The sequence below is a fragment of the Peribacillus sp. BM1 genome, from assembly GCF_056679975.1.
Window position 1 is genome coordinate 2,057,851 of sequence record NZ_CM155259.1, and the last position, 18,538, is coordinate 2,076,388.

Below are 18,538 nucleotides of genomic sequence, written 5' to 3' on the forward strand. Positions count from 1 at the left end.
ATATACCATTGCAACAGGAGGAAAATGATGAAGAAAATCATAGGTATACTCATATTCATCCTAAGCCTTAGCTCGTTTCAACTCGTTTTGGCCCAACAGCCCGATTATGAAAAGTACGGAAAAATTGCCATTGCTGTTATACAAGCAAACCATCCGGCTGAAGAAGTCACCGACTACGAATATAAAGGCCGAAAACAATTGACAAAAAATGAAGTAGAAGATGATTTTCTTTTCTTGGTAGCGGAAAGTGGAAAAGAATTCAATGTGCTGGTCAAAATCAAACATAACCTGGCCAATAATAAGTTATTAACTTTAACGGTTGAAGAAAGTAAGTGAATAAAAGAATTGAAAGGCATGGCAGAAAGCTGTGTCTTTTTTTGTATTAAGAGCATGGGAACGGGGATTCGCGACTTACTAATATAGCCAATTTACTTAGAAGGGATACTTATTATATTGAGTAAGCATCCAAAAATCCAGCTCTGCACCACCACTCTTGTGAATAGGTGAGTGTAGCGTGATATGTAATCGTAAATATTGGTATATTAACGCCATATTCGTTTTGTTTGGAAAAAAGACAGGAGGGGAACCTCGTTATTATTTGGGAGCTATTCCAACTTCCGTCATGTTCCCGCGCTTTTTTCATACATTAATGTAAGGAAGAAAAAAGGGGGAGAGGCGGATGAATACAGAAGATCAGAAAGCATTGGAATATGCGATAAGTGAAATTACTGAGATTGCAGAGGGATTTGGGCTGGATTTCTATCCGATGCGGTATGAAATTTGTCCATCAGAAATCATTTATACATTTGGTGCGTACGGAATGCCAACCAGGTTTTCCCATTGGAGCTTCGGGAAACAATTTCATAAAATGAAAATTCAGTATGACTTTGGGTTGAGCAAAATATATGAATTGGTTATTAATTCAAATCCTTGCTATGCATTTTTATTGGATTCAAACTCGCTCATTCAAAACAAATTGATTGTTGCGCATGTGCTTGCTCACTGTGATTTCTTTAAAAATAATGTTCGATTTCAGAATACAAAGCGTGATATGGTCGAAAGCATGGCAGCAACGGCCGATCGGATTCGCCAATATGAAATTCTACATGGCAAAAAAGAGGTCGAAATATTTCTAGATGCAGTGTTGGCCATTGATGAACATATCGATCCGTCATTAGTCCGGCCGAAGCTAGCTTGGTCCATGGAGGACGAAGATTATGATGAGGATGAAATTAAACCAATTGTGTCCGCATATGATGATCTGTGGTCCTTGGATAACAAGGAAAAACCACTACGTAGTGTAGGGAAAAAGAAAAAGAAATTCCCACCACAGCCAGAAAAGGACATCTTACTATTCATTGAACAATACAGCCGTGATTTGACCGAATGGCAGCGGGATATTTTAACAATGATGCGCGAAGAAATGCTTTATTTTTGGCCACAGCTTGAAACGAAAATCATGAATGAAGGCTGGGCATCTTATTGGCATCAAAGAATCGTCAGGGAATTGGATTTGACCTCGGGAGAAGCATTGGAGTTCGCCAAGCTCAATGCCGGTGTCGTCCAACCATCACGTACAAGTATAAACCCATATTACCTCGGTTTGAAGATTTTCGAAGATATTGAAGAACGTTATAATAACCCAACTGATGAAATGAAGAAGCTTGGTGTCAAGCCAGATTCTGGTCGAGAAAAGATGTTTGAAGTTCGAGAAATCGAAGCGGACATATCTTTTATCCGGAATTATTTAACTAAAGACTTAGTGACACGTGAAGATATGTATCTATTCCAAAAGCAAGGGAAGGATTACAAAGTGGTTGATAAGGCATGGGAGCAGGTTCGCGATCAGCTCGTCAGCATGCGCGTCAATGGCGGGTTTCCATATATTACGGTCAATGATGGCGATTATCTACGAAATGGTGAGCTTTATCTGAAACATTGGTACGAAGATATTGAGCTAGATTTGAAATATCTAGAAAAGGTACTGCCTTATATTCACCAGCTTTGGGGACGCCCTGTTCATTTGGAATCGGTCATGGAGAAAAAAGAAGTACTCTTTTCATATGATGGTAAAGGTGTGCATCGGAAATATTTATAAAGGATAGCCGGCCGCTTATATGGTCGGCTGTTGAATATGTACCTCAGGGTAGACCGTGCAGTAATAATGAAACCTATTAAAAACAGACAAAGTTAATTATTTATGAGTTACGGAATTATTACAGAGTTGTAACGACAATTTATTTGAACAATAAATTGGATATAAAACCTGATTTAAACAGGAATCATGGTGCTAGTATAGCCGTGTCGATAAGACTATACTAGCGCCATACATATGAAGACTAAATGCTTCAGTAACCCAATTATCCAAATTATAAAAACTCACAAATGCTTTAAATATTCCGTTAAACAATTACTAGCTATGTAATCGGAGTTAATTTGAAACCATTTTTTAAGCAGCTTAAAGTAACAGTTTTTTATTGAAGATGCTTTTTGGCTTGCGTATATAAGAATATGCTTATACAATGATGAGGGGTTAAAAAGATTTAAAGGATATCTTTTTATATAAGTATATAATTATTTATGAATCAGTAAGGGAGGTAAGTAAAACATGCAAATGAATGAAAAATTAGATATTGAAATGACGGCAAACGTTCTTAAACTTCTTGGTGATAAAACACGTTTGACCATGGTTAAAATTATGTCTGAGCATGAGTGTTGTGTCTGCGAATTTGTGGACCTATTTGATATGAGCCAACCTGCTATTAGCCAACATTTACGAAAATTAAAAGATAGCGGAATCGTGAAAGAAGCCAGAAGAGGGCAATGGATATTCTATTCGTTAAACCCAACATCTTCGTATTTCTCATATATTCAAACCGTTATCAAGGACTTGCCAAGTCTAAACTTTAAATTAGAAGAATTAACAGCACAAGGAAAACGAATATGTTGTGACTAACTAGGAGGAACTACTTCAGTGGGATCAGTTATTTTGGCAATTATCATTTTTTTATTAACACTCCTTCTTGTTATCTGGCAGCCAAAGGGATTGTCAATTGGATGGTCAGCTTGTGGCGGTGCGGTTTTAGCTTTACTTGTTGGTGTGGTAGATTTTACAGATGTCATTGACGTGACATCAATTGTTTGGAACGCAACGCTCGCTTTCGTCGCCATTATTATTATCTCCCTTATTTTAGATGAGATAGGCTTTTTTGAATGGGCAGCTCTACATATGGCTAGAGCGGCTAAGGGAAATGGTGTAAGAATGTTTGTCTATGTAAGTATTCTGGGTGCTCTTGTGTCTGCTATTTTTGCAAATGACGGAGCGGCTCTTATCCTTACACCGATTGTATTAGCAATGGTTCGTGCCTTGAAGTTTAGTGATAAAATGATTTTCCCATTTATCATAGCGAGTGGTTTTATTGCTGATACTACCTCTTTACCTTTGGTGGTAAGCAATCTTGTAAACATTGTGTCGGCAGACTTTTTCAGTATTAGTTTTGCCGAGTATGCATCAAGAATGATCATACCAGACCTCTTTGCACTGGTAGCAAGTATTTTGGTTTTATATTTGTTTTTCCGTAAAAGTATTCCGAAGAATTATGATGTATCACAACTTAAAAAACCAGTGGATGCCATTCAAGACAAAAGAATGTTTCGACTGTCTTGGATTGTATTAGGAATATTGCTGATTGGTTATTTTTCAAGTGAATTTATTGGGGTACCTGTATCCATCATTGCAGGCATCGTCGCAATTTTCTTCCTAATGATGGCTAGAAGGAGCCCAGCAGTCAACACGAAAACAGTGATTAAAGGCGCACCATGGGCAATTGTATTTTTCTCGATTGGCATGTATGTAGTAGTTTACAGCCTACGAAATGTTGGATTAACGAATGTATTAACAGATGTAATCCAAGTTACCGCTGATCAAGGCTTATTCACAGCAACGATGGGAATGGGCTTTATTGCGGCTATACTTTCCTCGCTCATGAATAATATGCCGACTGTTATGATTGATGCACTTGCGATCAAGGATACGAGTACAACAGGCGTGATCAGGGAAGCGCTGATTTATGCAAATGTCATCGGTTCGGACTTAGGACCGAAAATTACACCAATTGGTTCTTTGGCTACATTATTGTGGCTACATGTACTTTCATTAAAAGGCGTGAAGATCTCATGGGGAACTTACTTTAAAACAGGCCTTATTTTAACCATCCCAACATTGTTTATTACATTAGTTGGCTTGTATATATGGTTGCTTATTATTCATTAAAAACGAACTTTACTTAAAAAGGAGAAATCAACATGATGAAAAAAACACTTTACTTCTTATGTACGGGAAACTCTTGCAGAAGCCAAATGGCGGAAGCTTGGGGAAAAAAATATCTAGGAGACGAGTGGCAAGTGCTTAGTGCAGGAATTGAAGCACACGGCTTAAATCCTAATGCTGTAAAAGCAATGAACGAAGTTGGACTTGATATTTCCAATCAATCTTCGGATATCATTGACCCTGATATTTTAAATAATGCCGATTTTGTTGTAACGTTATGCGGCGATGCGGCGGACAAATGTCCCATGACACCTCCACATGTAAAACGTGAACACTGGGGATTTGATGACCCAGCGAAAGCGGAAGGAACAGATGAAGAAAAATGGGCTACTTTTGGGCGTGTCCGTGATGAAATTGGCAAAAGAATTGAACGTTTCGCTAAAACAGGTGAATAATTAACAAGGGAAAGCCGTGAGACATCTCTCGGCTTTTCTTTTAATTCATGTATAAGTAAATGGTTATGTGAGAGGGATGCCGATGATGAAAGTTGAAAGTTTTGATCCTGTCATCATTTAATCTCATAAATTTTAGTTAGCTGTTTAATAGGACTTGTTATCTTGAATACAGGAGCTTACACTTTAATTAACAATGAAGAGGAAAGGGACAAAAAAATGAAAGTTAAGCATTCGTTGATGATTGTGATTTGTGTTTTATTAGGAGTAGTATCAGCATGTTCAAATACTAAGGTTGAGGAACAGAAAAGTGAAAAAGAAGAAGTTCATGCAGAACACACAGAACATGCTATTAGTGATATCCGTGAAGAAACAAGTAGCGTTGATGTATTGCCGAAATTTATGAACGATAAATCAGAAGATATGAAATTAATTTATACCACAGCCGCTAACCATAAAGGTTTGCTTGAAAAAATCCCTTGTTATTGTGGATGCGGTGAAGCGGTGAATCATAAAAGTAACTATGATTGCTTTATTTTTGAAAACAAAAGGAATGGAGCATTAACTTGGGATGATCATGGAACAAAATGCGGTGTCTGTTTAGAAATAGCCGCACAATCGATCATTGATTATAGCGAAGGAAAATCTATTAAAGAAATCCGAAAAGCAATTGATAAAAAGTATGAGAATGGATACGCTAAGCCTACACCAACTCCAGAAGCTTAATAAATTAGGAAAGGGTCAGATCTCACACTCTATACAACCGTTTATACGTCATAAACGATAGAGAGAAGGTCTGACCCTTTTATTAATCGGAATGTGAATATGTAAAATTTAGCAAACATTCAAACAATTGTTTGACTAATGAAAAAATACCTCATATACTAATAGTCAAACAAGTATTTGAATAATGGCGGTGAAAAAAATGAAACAAACTGATGTATGTGAAGTAACTTGTATTGATGAGTCAAAAGTAAGAAGAGTGAAAGAATCTGTATCCAAACAAAATACAATGGCTGTCTCGCAAATATTCAAAGCATTGGCTGATGATACAAGAATTAAAATCGCTTTATCGTTGAGTGAAGAAGATGAATTATGTGTATGTGATGTAGCGAGTATTGTTGGGTGTACAACTGCAACTGCCTCTCACCACTTAAGGTTACTGCGAAACTTAGGTTTAGCTAAATATCGGAAAGAAGGAAAGTTAGTGTTTTATTCCTTGGATGATGATCATGTTAAACAATTAGTCCAAATTGCATTTACTCACCAAAGGGAGGTGGCAGTGCATGAATAATAAGCTAGAGACTTCAGAAGAAAAAGCAGTCTATCGAGTTCAAGGATTTTCTTGTGCAAACTGTGCAGCTAAGTTCGAAAAGAATGTCAAAAGTCTAGATGGAGTATCAGATGTACAATTAAACTTTGGGGCTTCTAAAATTACAGTTTTTGGTGATGCCTCCATTGAAGAATTGGAAAAAGCGGGGGCTTTTGAAAATTTAAAAGTCACTCCCGAAAAACAACGACTCATAGAAGTGAAGGAACCTTTCTGGAAAAAGAACTCAAGCGTTATAGGTGCATTTGTCTTCCTGTTAATTGGATATTTTTATGGGCAATTAAATGGGGAAGAAAGTGTAGCTACGGTATTGGCTTATGCAGCATCTATGATTATTGGTGGTTATCACCTCTTTCTCACGGGAGTTAAAAACTTGATTCGTTTTCAGTTTGATATGAAGACTTTAATGACGATTGCTGTAATAGGGGCTGCCGTTATTGGAGAATGGGGTGAAGGTGCTACTGTTGTGATTCTCTTCGCAATAAGTGAAGCATTAGAATCCTATTCAATGGATAAAGCCCGCCAATCGATTCGCTCTCTTATGGATATCGCACCAAAAGAAGCGTTCATTCGTAGAGGAACCAAAGAGTTTATGATAGAAATTGAAGAGATCAAAATCGGCGATATCATGATTGTAAAACCTGGGCAAAAAATTGCAATGGATGGAATAGTTAGTAAAGGTGCATCCACGATCAATCAAGCGGCTATCACTGGAGAATCGGTACCTGTTGCTAAGGGAATAGATGATGAAGTGTACGCCGGAACCTTAAATGAAGAAGGACTTCTTGAGGTACGGGTTACGAAACATGTGGATGATACGACGATTGCAAAGATTATTCACTTAGTGGAAGAAGCACAAGCAGAACGAGCCCCTTCCCAAGTATTTGTAGATCGGTTCGCTAAATATTATACACCATTAATCATCTTGGTTGCTTTAGGGGTGGCAACCATTTCTCCACTGTTTTTTGATGGTGATTGGAACAAATGGATTTATCAAGGCTTGGCTGCATTAGTGGTGGGCTGTCCATGTGCATTAGTTATTTCTACACCTGTTGCGATTGTAACAGCAATCGGAAACGCTGCTAGAAAAGGTGTCTTAATTAAGGGAGGAATCCATTTGGAGGAGATGGGCGCAATTAAAGCCATCGCATTCGATAAAACGGGAACCTTGACGAAGGGTGTTCCTGTTGTAACGGATTATCTTCCATTAACGGATATGAATTCGGGTGAACTTCTAGCGATTACCGCAGCTTTAGAGAACGGATCTCAACATCCATTAGCATCAGCTATCATGAAAAAGGCAGAGGCAGAGAATATACCTTATAAAGAAGTAAACATCAAAGACTTCATTGCCATTACAGGTAAGGGCATTAAAGGGCAGGTAAAAGATGAGACTTATTATGTAGGAAGTCCCCAATTATTTAATGAAATGATTCAGAATGGAATCCCGACAACCACAAAGGAAACGATCACTGGATTGCAAAATCAAGGGAAAACAGTCATGTTGATTGGTACTGCAAATGGAGTGTTAGCCTTGCTTGCGGTCGCGGATATAGTGAGAGAAAACAGTAAGACAGTTATCGAAAAGCTTCACTCACTGGGTATTCAGAGAACGATCATGTTGACTGGAGATAATGCAGGCACAGCAAATGCGATTGGGAGCCAAGTCGGTGTTTCCGATATAGAGGCTGAATTACTCCCTCAAGATAAATTAGCTTTTATTAAGGATCTCAGAAGAAAATATGAAAAGGTGGCCATGGTTGGAGATGGTGTGAATGATGCTCCAGCACTTGCCGCATCGACGGTTGGTATTGCAATGGGCGGTGCAGGAACTGACACGGCTCTAGAGACAGCTGATATCGCTCTTATGGCAGATGATTTAGAGAAATTACCATATACGTTACAACTAAGCAGAAAAGCTTTATCAATCATCAAGCAAAACATCACATTTTCATTAGGAATTAAACTTGTGGCTTTATTATTGGTAGTCCCTGGTTGGTTAACACTTTGGATTGCAATTTTTGCCGATATGGGTGCCACTTTACTTGTCACACTTAACAGCTTACGACTTCTTAGATTAAAAGATAAATAAAAAGTGCCGGGCATAGAATCTTATGCCCGATGATACAAATAATTGGAACGGATATCGGAATAGACTTTTATCCCGCATTAACGGAAAGTCAAGACCCCCACCTCAAGGCTTAGAGGAATCGAGGAATCGGTAGGGATAACTGCCCGTAACCCCCCCACTGATTGAAGTTTCACTTTATGATGTTTACAAAATTGTCGGAAATACGTGCGAAATGATCGAGGCTAAAAATGTTATGATAAAAATGTTATATAGAAAAATATTAGTCAAAAGAAAGGATCGATAATGAAAAAGTTACTCTTTATGTTGATATGTATGTTCATATCAATCCCTACCATGGCAAGTGCACATACTCATCTATCTTCATCTAACCCTACAGAAGGCCAAGTTGTGACCGAGGAACTTAAGGAAATCACTCTCGACTACGCGGGGAATATTGAAAAATTAAGTACTATGAAGCTTTTGAAAGATGGAGTAGAAATACCACTTTCTCAAGTCCTAGTACAAGACAAGCAAATGGTTGGGACATTATCCGCACCACTTGAAAATGGCTCTTATATCATTGATTGGAATATTGCGGGAGAAGATGGACATCCCATAACTGGCAAGGTTTCATTCGCTGTAGAAATAGAACAAATAAATGAAGAAAAAGAAACACCAGAACCAAAAGTAGAGGAAAATAAACAAGAGAATAAACAGCAGGATAAAGTAGGGACTCCAAAAGTAGAGACCCAAACTGAAGATCAAACATCAACCAATACAGTAACAACAATTATTACAGTACTTCTTTTAGCCATTTTGGTTATAGGTCTAGTTGTATTGTTCAAGAAGAAGCGTAAATGATGAATATACTAATTCAAATTGCTGAATTAGGAAATTATCTGATGTTTTCAATTCTAGCGGGGTATATCGCGCTGCAATTTGTACCAGAAGAAAGTAAGCCAAAGATAAATGTTCCGAAATCTGTATTATTACTTTCAACTCTTGGGATCATTATTTTTACTTTAATGCCCATTGTGCAAGTCATCTCCTATTTTAAGGACAGTGTTGGGTTACAGCAGGCGACGATGTCTGTACTTACTGAATTTCAGATTGGGAAGTCCTGGATTTTCATAGGCTTTATGGCAACGTTTTTATGGATGACTATTTATGTAAAAGGATCTAAATATTTACAGGCGTTGCTGCTATTCTTAATGATTCTAGGAGTAGGATATGCTAGTCATAGTGCTTCGTTGTCTTTTTGGAAGGGATTATTCTCTCATACGACACATTTTCTAATCGTCTCATTATGGACAGGTATACTCATTCATATATCATGGTTTTCAAAAAAACATTCCTCTTTGTTAAAATTTTTGCGCTGGTTTACCCCATTTGCTATCGTCTGTATAGTCGTAATTTTTATAAGTGGATTTATGATAATGGTACCGATTGTGGAACCGAAAGATTATGTGAAGTCTTGGGTCCTACCTTATGGGCAAATGCTGCTTCTAAAACATATTAGCATCATACCTGTCATTGTTTTTGCTTTTGTTAACGGATTTCTTGTGAAAAAAGCAATGAATCATTCGTCCTTTAACCCACGTCCTTGGCTAATTTGTGAAAGTATTTTACTACTGTTCGTATTTTATTTTACTGCTGTAATGGGGACGTTATCGCCCCCTCATACAATTGATCTCACAGTAATCTCTGAAGGTGCCTCTCCTTGGGTAGAATGGTTATTAGGTAAAGATATTATTGTTCCGTTAGATGTACAGTTTATTCCATTTTTTCAAACGATATTGTTAATCATCATCTCATTCGTATTTTTGGCGATGATTATTGTAAGTTTTAAAAATAGAAAACCTTATTTAGGGTTAATATTCGGAGTGAGTTTTATGGCTGCTGTGTATATGGGATTAATGTTATCCATGTCCATATAAATCCATATACAAATATGTTGTTATCAAATCTAAATGTGGATCAAAGTCATCTTCTTGTTAAAGAAGGATGGCTTTTTTCTTCCGAATTAATTGAATTTTCGCTATAAAATAGAGTTAATATTGCCTATTTACATGAAATAGTCTGAATAACAGGATGTTTAAATCGTTTATATGGAGATATTTACATAGGGTTTGAAGAATTCAGTGAATTTTGAATTGGATCATGTATAATTAATTTTACCAAGCACGTGTGAGGAGAATGTGAGTAAAGATGATTTATACTATTGCTGTATTTTTATTTGCGGGATTAGCAGAAATTGGTGGAGGTTATCTTATTTGGTTATGGCTTCGTGAGGGAAAGCCCTTTTATTTGGGGATGTTAGGAGGACTCGCCTTAGCTTTATATGGAGTTGTTGCTACGTTTCAAACATTTCCATCTTTCGGTCGTGTTTATGCTGCGTATGGAGGTGTCTTTATTATACTTTCGGTATTATGGGGATGGGGAGTAGATAAAAAAACGCCAGACTTGTACGACTGGGTAGGTGGTGCCATTTGTTTAATTGGTGTATCTGTTATGTTATGGGCACCAAGGCAATAAATAAATCGATTGTAATGAAATAATACTGTTATTATATTATCCACAATAAAATAAGCTTGTAATCTTTTATCAAGAGAATAAGGCGAATATATTTGAGAAACAATATCTTTGTCTCCTTTGTCGCGACAAAGTTAGCTTTCTTCGTTATTGAATGCTTGAGACTCGTCCTTTACCATTAATGATGAATATAATGAAGGGAAGAGAGAAAATGGCTCAATTAAATATAAAAGTAGCTATACAAAAGTTCGGGAATTTCCTTAGTTCGATGGTCATGCCGAATATTTCAGCTTTCATAGCGTGGGGGTTAATTACTGCACTATTTATACCTACTGGTTTCTTTCCAAGTGAAAGTTTAGGCCAAATGGTCGATCCAATGGTTAAATACTTGCTGCCGCTATTAATCGGGTATACAGGTGGTAAGATTATACATGATCAGCGCGGTGGTGTTGTTGGAGCTATTGCAACGATGGGTGTCATCGTAGGCGCAGAGATTCCAATGTTCCTTGGCGCCATGGTTATGGGGCCGCTTGGTGGCTATGCGATCAAGAAGTTTGATCAATGGATTGAAGGGAAGGTCAAAGCTGGGTTTGAAATGTTAGTAAACAATTTCTCAGCAGGAATCATTGGCGGAGTTCTCGCTATTCTATCCTTCTTAGGAGTCGGTCCTGCCGTAACTGTGTTTACAGGATGGCTAGTTACGGGTGTTGATGGACTCGTAGCGGCAGGATTATTGCCATTAACGAGCATCATCATTGAACCTGCAAAAGTATTGTTCTTAAATAATGCAATTAACCATGGTGTCCTTTCACCAATTGGTATTGAACAAGTTAAACAGACTGGACAGTCCGTTTTATTTCTACTTGAGGCAAACCCAGGACCTGGTATTGGTGTCTTGCTTGCTTATAGTATTTTTGGAAAAGGGACAGCCAAGAAATCAGCACCGGGAGCTGCCATTATTCAATTCTTTGGTGGAATCCACGAAATTTACTTCCCATATATATTAATGCGTCCGATGTTATTTTTTGCCGTTATCTTGGGTGGAATGAGTGGCGTATTTACATTAGTACTTTTAGGTGGAGGATTATTCGCCCCAGCATCACCTGGTAGTATCCTAGCGATCGCTGCAGTTACTCCACATCACACAAGTGCGTTTATAGCAAACTTTGCAGGTGTGTTAGTAGCTGGAATTGTTTCATTTGTTATTTCTGCATTCGTCCTGAAAACAGGGAAACAAACAGATGAAAGCATTGAAGATGCAGCTAAAAAAATGCAAGAAATGAAAGGGAAGAAAAGTTCTGTTGCAGATGTATTTGTTTCACAAGGTACGATGCCAGATAACGTGAATAAAATCATCTTTGCATGTGATGCCGGAATGGGTTCTAGCGCAATGGGTGCTTCTCTTCTTCGCAAGAAAGTGAAGGAAGCAGGAATGGATGTCGCTGTTACGAATACATCTATTAGTAATCTTCCTTCTGATGCCCAAATTGTCATCACACAGGAAGAACTGACACCGAGAGCACAGAAACAAGTGCCGAATGCGTATCATATTTCCGTGGATAATTTCTTATCAAGTCCAGAATATGATCGATTAATCAGTCAGTTAAAGTTTCCAGCCAATGCAGAGCTTCATGAAATCGTAGAGGATGCACAAGAAGCTGTTCCTGGTAACCCTGATAGTGACAATGACAATGACGGCTTGCTTCGTCCGGAAAATGTGTTTCTAAATCAAGAATTCGCTAATAAAGAAGAGGCGATTCGCTTTGCTGGAAGAGCATTAGTGAATGCTGGATATGTGAACGAAAGCTATATTGAAGCCATGATTGATCGTGATGAAATGACTTCAACCTATATGGGTAATGATGTTGCGATTCCACACGGTACTGAAGAAGCGAAAAAGGATGTTCTCAATTCTGGATTTACCGTTTTACAAGTTCCAAATGGAGTGGACTTTGACGGTCAAAAAGTACGTTTAATCTTCGGTATTGCTGGGAAAGACGGTACACATCTTGAGATATTATCTGGAATCGCCGTGACCTGTTCTGATATGGATAATATTGAAAAGTTAGTCGAAGCGAAAACGGCGCAAGAAATAATAGCTATTTTAGGAAAAGAATAAATACTTACATTTACGAATAGAAAAGTGAACCAAGCGCTTTTCTAATCTCCCTTTTGTAAGAGTGAATTCTTACAACAAAGCTGTTTTCTAGCGCAAGGCGCAATCGGTTCTAGGAACATAAGACGATTAAACTGATAGGAAGAAGGATATTCCTTATGCAGCTTGATAAGTCTTTATCCGGTCACCGAAACTTGCTCCTTGCGCTTTTCTAATGAAATGAGATGGTAGCATGTATATTACCTCAAGGGAAAAAGCAATTATTGAATTAATTATTAAAACATCTGGGAAACATACAGCTTTTTCTATTGCGAATTATCTAAATGTAAGTGTGAGAACCATTCATCGTGATTTAAAAGCAATCGAAAAGATTCTCCTGCCATTTGAGCTTGATTTAGCCCGCAATGCGGATAAGGGGCTCAAGATTGAGGGGAAGAATGAACAAATATTTCGATTGGTTCAGTACTTATTGGGAATTCACCCAATCGATGAAACACCAGAGGAAAAAAAACTGCAGCTACTTTTAGCACTATTGCAAGAAGAATCATACAAAATCCAGTCGTTAGCCACTAGTTTAGGTGTCAGTAGTACGACACTAGCCACCTACTTGGATGAATTGACAGACTGGTTAACTCATTCAAATGTGCAAATCACTAGAAAAAGAGGAGTCGGGGTTGAGCTTCTCGGGACGGAAGCAAATAAACGAAAAGCCTTGGCAAACTATTTCTTACTGTATTTTAATGAAGAACTGATTGAGAGCTTATTTTTATTAGAAAATGGAAAATACTCAAAAGAAATGGTCTTGTATTATTTTCTTCCAGAGTATTTTCTTGCTATTGATCGATTAGTTATTATGACTTTAAATCGTTTACAGCCACGTCTTGCGGATGGCGATTATATTGGATTGATTGTACATATGTGTATTTCCATGCAAAGGACAGAATCTGATTTTCTCTTAGAGGAAATTGTAGATTATTCGCTTGAATTAACTGAGGAATATAATCTAATCGTGAAAATATGTAAGGAGATTGAAGAAACTTACTCGGTCGTGTTTACTAAAGCCGATCTGATTTATTTGGCGGTTATTCTTAAAGGATCTAAGCTACAAGCAGCTGATACCGTTCCCTATGATAGCGTTGTATTAAGTCGAAAGGTAAAAAGCTTCATCCGAAATGTGTCCTCAAAGCTACATGTTGATTTAACAATGGACTTTTCCTTGTATCAGGGGCTTCTTGCTCACATGGAACCTGCGTTGTTCCGCCTTAAACAACAAATGGGATTATTTAACCCACTTAAAGAGGAAATCAAACAAAAGTATCCGGTTCTATTTATGGCCGTACAGAACAGTGTAGAAAAGGAATTTGAAGAAGTTGAATATTTTCCCGATGACGAAATAGCCTTTATTGTCCTTCATTTTGGCTCAGCACTCGTTATGAGGGAAGAAGGAATATCAATAAAAGCACTGATTGTGTGCCCAACTGGTATAGGTACCTCAAAGATGCTGGCAAGTCGAATAAAAAAAGAAATTTCAGAAATTGATTTTGTAGAAATCAGTTCGATTAAAGATCTTCAGAAGCATGGAAATTTAAAAAACTTCGATGTTATTATTTCTACCGTCCGCCTTCCTTTTATTCACGTTGAAAATATCTTGGTTTCGCCACTTTTAACTGAGGAAAACATTTTGACGATTAGGAGATTTTTACGGAATAACATCGAGAACTTAACGAAAAATAAGCATTATAAAAAAACAGCAAAAACGGGCTCCTCCTCTTCTCGCGTAGCAAAGGATGGGATCAGGGAAATCTTACAAGAGCTGAAGGATGTACAAGAAAGCATCCAGGCTGTTCTAGACCATTTTCGGGTGTATCGGAAACCTCAGTTAAAAGGCCATGAACAAGTTATTAAAGAAATGGTTTGGATGGCGCAAGAAGATAAGCTTTTAACTCATGCAAATGAAGTGTTTGAACTGTTAATGGATAGGGAAAGAAAAGGCGGGCTTGGCATTCCGAACACAGGAATGGGTCTTTTTCACTGCAGAAGTGAGAATGTTCAAGAGCTTATTTTCCAAATCTCCCATTTAGAAGAGCCTTGTCTGATAAAAGGGATGGATGGTAGAGACATGTATATGAAGAATTTGCTGTTAATGTTGGCGCCTGAGGAAATGAGTGTAAATAAGCAGGAAATCGTAAGTTTGATAAGTACAAGTTTAATTGAGAATAATGAATCGATTATGACTTTTTCCTCATCGAATGAGGGCATGATTCGTGCAAAATTAGAGGCCGTTTTTCTAGATTATCTTCATACTAATTTAATAAGGGAATGATATGAATGAAACAAGCAGTACATTTTGGAGCAGGAAACATTGGAAGAGGATTTATTGGAGCACTTTTTTCACAGTCTGGTTATCAGGTGACATTTATCGATCTTGCGGATCAAATCATTAATCAGTTAAACGAGAAGAAGAAGTATCAAGTTAAATTGGCTACAGATCAGAAAGAAGCTGTAACGATAGAAAATGTATCAGGACTAAATAATATGAGGCAGGAAAATGAAGTTATTGAAGCGATTAAAGGTGCAACTTACCTGACGACTGCAATTGGACCGAATATCTTACCACGTATTGCTCCATTGATCGCAAAGGGCTTGGCTGCTCGCGTAAAGGAAAATGATGAAAAAATCTACGTGATCGCTTGTGAGAATCAAATCTCGGCAACAGACCTTTTAAAAGGCTATATATTAGAAAATCTAGATGAAGAGACCAAAGCAAATTTAGCTGGTAAAGTCTATTTCTTTAATTCAGCCGTTGACCGCATTGTTCCCATTCAAAACAATCAAGATTCTCTCGATGTACTGGTTGAGCCTTATTATGAATGGGTTGTAGAAACAAGTGAAAGCATTCCGCCAATCGAAGGGATGACAATTGTTTCAGAACTTGCACCATTTATTGAAAGAAAGCTTTTTACAGTGAATACAGGACATGCTGTTATTGCATACCTTGGGTATCTTGAGAATAAGTCGACGATTGACCAAACGTTAGCTGATGAAAAGATTATCAAGCAAGTTCAAGCAACACTTGGTGAAACGGGTGCTTATTTAATTAAGCAATATGGCTTAAATCCAGAGGAGCATCAACAATATATTAATAAGATTATTAATCGCTTTAAAAATGCTTACTTAAATGATGATGTGACTAGAGTGGGCCGCTCGCCTCTTCGTAAGCTTGGAGCAAATGACCGTCTAGTACGCCCCGCTACTGAAGCAAAAAAAGCTGGACTATCTTACACGAATCTCACAAAGGCAATCGCATCGGCCTTACTCTTTGATAACAAGGAAGATGAAGAAGCAGTAAAAATGCAAGCCATGATAAAAGAATATGGTGTAGCGCATGTTCTGAAAGAAGTGAGCGAATTAGATGAAAATAGTGAAATTACGCTAGAAGTAATCAAGCATTACGATGTATTAAAAAAATAAAGTGAAACTGCAATCAGTGGGGGGCTTCATCCCCACTGGTTTTTTTACCATATTACCGCAAGCAATTATGTTGCACTAAGCAAACATTTTTCGAATACATTATGTAGTAAAAAGGAGAGAACAAGATATGTCTTATTCACAGCGGACTCAAAAGAAAATTGTAGGGTATTCAGCGATCTTTAAACAACTCGGAATCATCACTGAACAAGAATATCAAGAAATTAAGCAAGCATATGTTATTAAGAAAGCTGATTAAATATTATCAAACATAATCCGCTAAACAAGCCAGTGTTCAAAGGACATGGGGACTTAGTCTCCGCGACTTATTAATATAGCCAATCTACTTAGCATGTATACGGATTTAAAGCATCCAAAATTCCGGCTCCGCACCGCCACCATTGTGATTAGGTGATGTAGCGTGCTATACAGGATTAATCATTCATGGTAAATATTAGCGTTTTGACACCATACAGGTTTTGTATGCAAATAATCGTTTGTACGCGAAAAAAATCCAGCAATAGCTGCTGGATTCAGATAAGGAGGAAAAGGTATGTTGCTTATTCTTTATAGTATAGGATAATGATGAACAAATTATGAATAAAATGAGAAATTCTTATGAAATGAAGAGATAAATGAAACACGTTGATATAATAGTAAAAACCGCCGATATATTTCTAATTCGGCTGATATATTGTCGGAATCGATTGATATATGTAAAAGAGCCACATTTATGGAGGAAATGCTGGACGCATGGTCGTGATCGAATCTTTTTAATGGATATAACACGATCTAGTTATTTGGAATTGACGGAAAGGCTTGTATACTATACTCTAAATAGAGAAAAAGTGGTTGTATCGTCGAGGAGTAGATTGGTTAATACTTGTTTTCGGTTGCCGGCTACTTGTCGAAATGAAGCGGATGCCTATTGCCTTAGTCTGGCATCCTTTTTAGTATGCAATCGTTAGAAGATGGAGGGTATTACAAATGGAATCCATTATTATGGATATGATTGAAGCCTTTAAAGGATTGGGCTATTTTGGAATCATGCTTGCTTTGACCTTTGAATTTATACCGGCAGAGCTCGTGTTGCCACTTGCAGGTTTTTGGGTGTACGAAGGGGATATGAATCTTTATTTGGCCATTTTCGCTGGTTCGATTGGCGGCGTGTTAGGACCTCTAACACTGTATGCTTTAGGACGCTATGGCGGAAGGCCGATTGTTTTGAAATTTGGAAAATACTTTCTTGTGAAAGAAGTTCATATTGATAAAGCAGACCATTTTTTTGAAAAATATGGTGGAAGCGTGGCATTTTTCGGACGATTTATACCTGGTGTACGAACAGCTATTTCAATCCCATGTGGAATGACGAAGATGAATATTTGGAAATTCATCGTGTACACCTATGTGGCTATGCTGCCTGTCACAAGTGTTTATGTTTATTTAGGCTATAAACTTGGACCTCAGTGGGAAAAGGCCGGTGCTATCTTTGGACAATACGCAAACCTTCTCCTTATCCCCATTGCGATTATCATCATTTGGATGATTGTGAAGGCCAGAAAATCGAAGGCAAGAACAAACTAAAAATTAGAATATGCTAGCTTGTGGAGAGAAGGAAATGTATCTCTGCAAGCTTTTTTCGTTTTTTAGAATAGATTAGATTTGAAGCTGTCTTTCAATTAGCCGTAATTAATACCGTGAAGCAGTAAAAGATTAACGCGAAATAGATACAATAAGGAAAGACGCTCATACAAGCGCCTTCCTTCATTATTTAAGCTTATTAGCAACAACCATATCCTCCACCGTGTCCCCCTTGGAAACCTCCGACAAATCCACTGCACCCGATAATAATCAAAAGAATGAATAACACAATGATTTAAGCAAAACCATTATTGAATCCACCACAATCGCGTTCGCCCACACAAGACATAGTAGTTCCTCCTCTATTTTGAAAAGCTTTCTAGTGGCTTAGTAAAAGCAAATGATCTAAGCTAATTCATCATATGTCCATCACACAAAAATGTTTGCCTGTTTATTAAAATGGGCGCTAGATGATGATGATAAAGGCTGTGAGATGCTTATTAGATTTCCGAAACTTTCACTTTTTAGTAAATAACCTGTTTTTGAATCAAACAACCTAAACGATTTCAACATCATGCTGACACATATGTCCTATATACTGTTTCTTATAATGAAGCGTCCATCAGAGCGAAGTCTTGTGATGGATTTTGCTATTGTTTTGAGACTTATGCCCTACGACTAGCACTTCGGTGATAAATTCATTATACTTTTATTCAAG

17 protein-coding genes are annotated in these 18,538 nt (G+C 37.6%); 16 read left to right on the plus strand and 1 reads right to left on the minus strand.

All coding sequences use genetic code 11. The features are described from left to right. Nucleotides 1–24: 24 nt before the first annotated feature. From AC1MGI_RS09960 to AC1MGI_RS10035, 16 genes are all read left to right on the plus strand, one after another. Nucleotides 25–336, plus strand: coding sequence for a DUF3889 domain-containing protein (locus tag AC1MGI_RS09960; RefSeq protein ID WP_480349556.1), 312 nt, complete (start codon nt 25–27; stop codon nt 334–336). Between the two features lie 343 nt (nt 337–679). Next, the gene (locus AC1MGI_RS09965) at nt 680–2,098 is read left to right on the plus strand and encodes a SpoVR family protein (protein ID WP_480349557.1); all 1,419 of its coding nucleotides are present in this window, start codon (nt 680–682) and stop codon (nt 2,096–2,098) included. 510 nt (nt 2,099–2,608) lie between these two features. Then, a complete protein-coding gene (locus AC1MGI_RS09970; protein WP_480349558.1) occupies nt 2,609–2,956 on the plus strand; it encodes an ArsR/SmtB family transcription factor in 348 nt (115 codons plus the stop codon). A gap of 18 nt (nt 2,957–2,974) precedes the next feature. After that, nucleotides 2,975–4,273 (plus strand): arsenic transporter, encoded by a 1,299-nt coding sequence (locus AC1MGI_RS09975; RefSeq protein ID WP_480349559.1) that lies wholly within the window; start codon nt 2,975–2,977, stop codon nt 4,271–4,273. 32 nt (nt 4,274–4,305) lie between these two features. After that, nucleotides 4,306–4,725, plus strand: coding sequence for an arsenate reductase (thioredoxin) (arsC, locus tag AC1MGI_RS09980; RefSeq protein WP_480349560.1), 420 nt, complete (start codon nt 4,306–4,308; stop codon nt 4,723–4,725). Nucleotides 4,726–4,941: 216 nt separating this feature from the next. Beyond that, complete coding sequence (locus AC1MGI_RS09985; RefSeq protein WP_480349759.1) at nt 4,942–5,448, plus strand: PCYCGC motif-containing (lipo)protein; 507 nt, start codon at nt 4,942–4,944, stop codon at nt 5,446–5,448. 199 nt (nt 5,449–5,647) lie between these two features. Continuing rightward, nucleotides 5,648–6,016 (plus strand): ArsR/SmtB family transcription factor, encoded by a 369-nt coding sequence (locus AC1MGI_RS09990; RefSeq protein ID WP_480349561.1) that lies wholly within the window; start codon nt 5,648–5,650, stop codon nt 6,014–6,016. Further along, on the plus strand, nt 6,009–8,144 hold the full coding sequence (locus AC1MGI_RS09995) for a heavy metal translocating P-type ATPase (RefSeq protein WP_480349562.1): 2,136 nt from the start codon (nt 6,009–6,011) through the stop codon (nt 8,142–8,144). The genes AC1MGI_RS09990 and AC1MGI_RS09995 overlap by 8 nt, the downstream gene beginning before the upstream one ends. Before the next feature lie 282 nt (nt 8,145–8,426). Continuing rightward, nucleotides 8,427–8,984: a copper resistance CopC family protein gene (locus AC1MGI_RS10000; protein ID WP_480349563.1), complete on the plus strand. Its 558-nt coding sequence runs from the start codon at nt 8,427–8,429 to the stop codon at nt 8,982–8,984. Continuing rightward, a complete protein-coding gene (locus tag AC1MGI_RS10005) occupies nt 8,981–10,060 on the plus strand; it encodes a copper resistance D family protein (RefSeq protein WP_480349564.1) in 1,080 nt (359 codons plus the stop codon). The genes AC1MGI_RS10000 and AC1MGI_RS10005 overlap by 4 nt, the downstream gene beginning before the upstream one ends. Before the next feature lie 271 nt (nt 10,061–10,331). Then, nucleotides 10,332–10,658 (plus strand): YnfA family protein, encoded by a 327-nt coding sequence (locus AC1MGI_RS10010; RefSeq protein WP_049680264.1) that lies wholly within the window; start codon nt 10,332–10,334, stop codon nt 10,656–10,658. Nucleotides 10,659–10,866: 208 nt separating this feature from the next. Then, nucleotides 10,867–12,774, plus strand: a complete 1,908-nt coding sequence (locus AC1MGI_RS10015) for a PTS mannitol transporter subunit IICBA (RefSeq protein ID WP_480349566.1) — start codon at nt 10,867–10,869, stop codon at nt 12,772–12,774. Nucleotides 12,775–13,003: 229 nt separating this feature from the next. Further along, nucleotides 13,004–15,094 (plus strand): BglG family transcription antiterminator, encoded by a 2,091-nt coding sequence (locus AC1MGI_RS10020; protein WP_480349567.1) that lies wholly within the window; start codon nt 13,004–13,006, stop codon nt 15,092–15,094. A 5-nt stretch (nt 15,095–15,099) separates the two neighbouring features. Next, on the plus strand, nt 15,100–16,242 hold the full coding sequence (locus AC1MGI_RS10025) for a mannitol-1-phosphate 5-dehydrogenase (protein WP_480349568.1): 1,143 nt from the start codon (nt 15,100–15,102) through the stop codon (nt 16,240–16,242). 127 nt (nt 16,243–16,369) lie between these two features. Then, entirely contained in the window at nt 16,370–16,498 is a 129-nt protein-coding gene (locus AC1MGI_RS10030) for a hypothetical protein (RefSeq protein WP_403072349.1), read from the plus strand. Between the two features lie 728 nt (nt 16,499–17,226). Then, complete coding sequence (locus AC1MGI_RS10035) at nt 17,227–17,823, plus strand: DedA family protein (RefSeq protein ID WP_480349569.1); 597 nt, start codon at nt 17,227–17,229, stop codon at nt 17,821–17,823. A gap of 196 nt (nt 17,824–18,019) precedes the next feature. Here AC1MGI_RS10035 and AC1MGI_RS10040 read toward each other — a convergent pair whose 3' ends face one another. Beyond that, nucleotides 18,020–18,109: a hypothetical protein gene (locus AC1MGI_RS10040; RefSeq protein ID WP_480349570.1), complete on the minus strand. Its 90-nt coding sequence runs from the start codon at nt 18,107–18,109 to the stop codon at nt 18,020–18,022. Between the last annotated feature and the right edge of the window lie 429 nt (nt 18,110–18,538).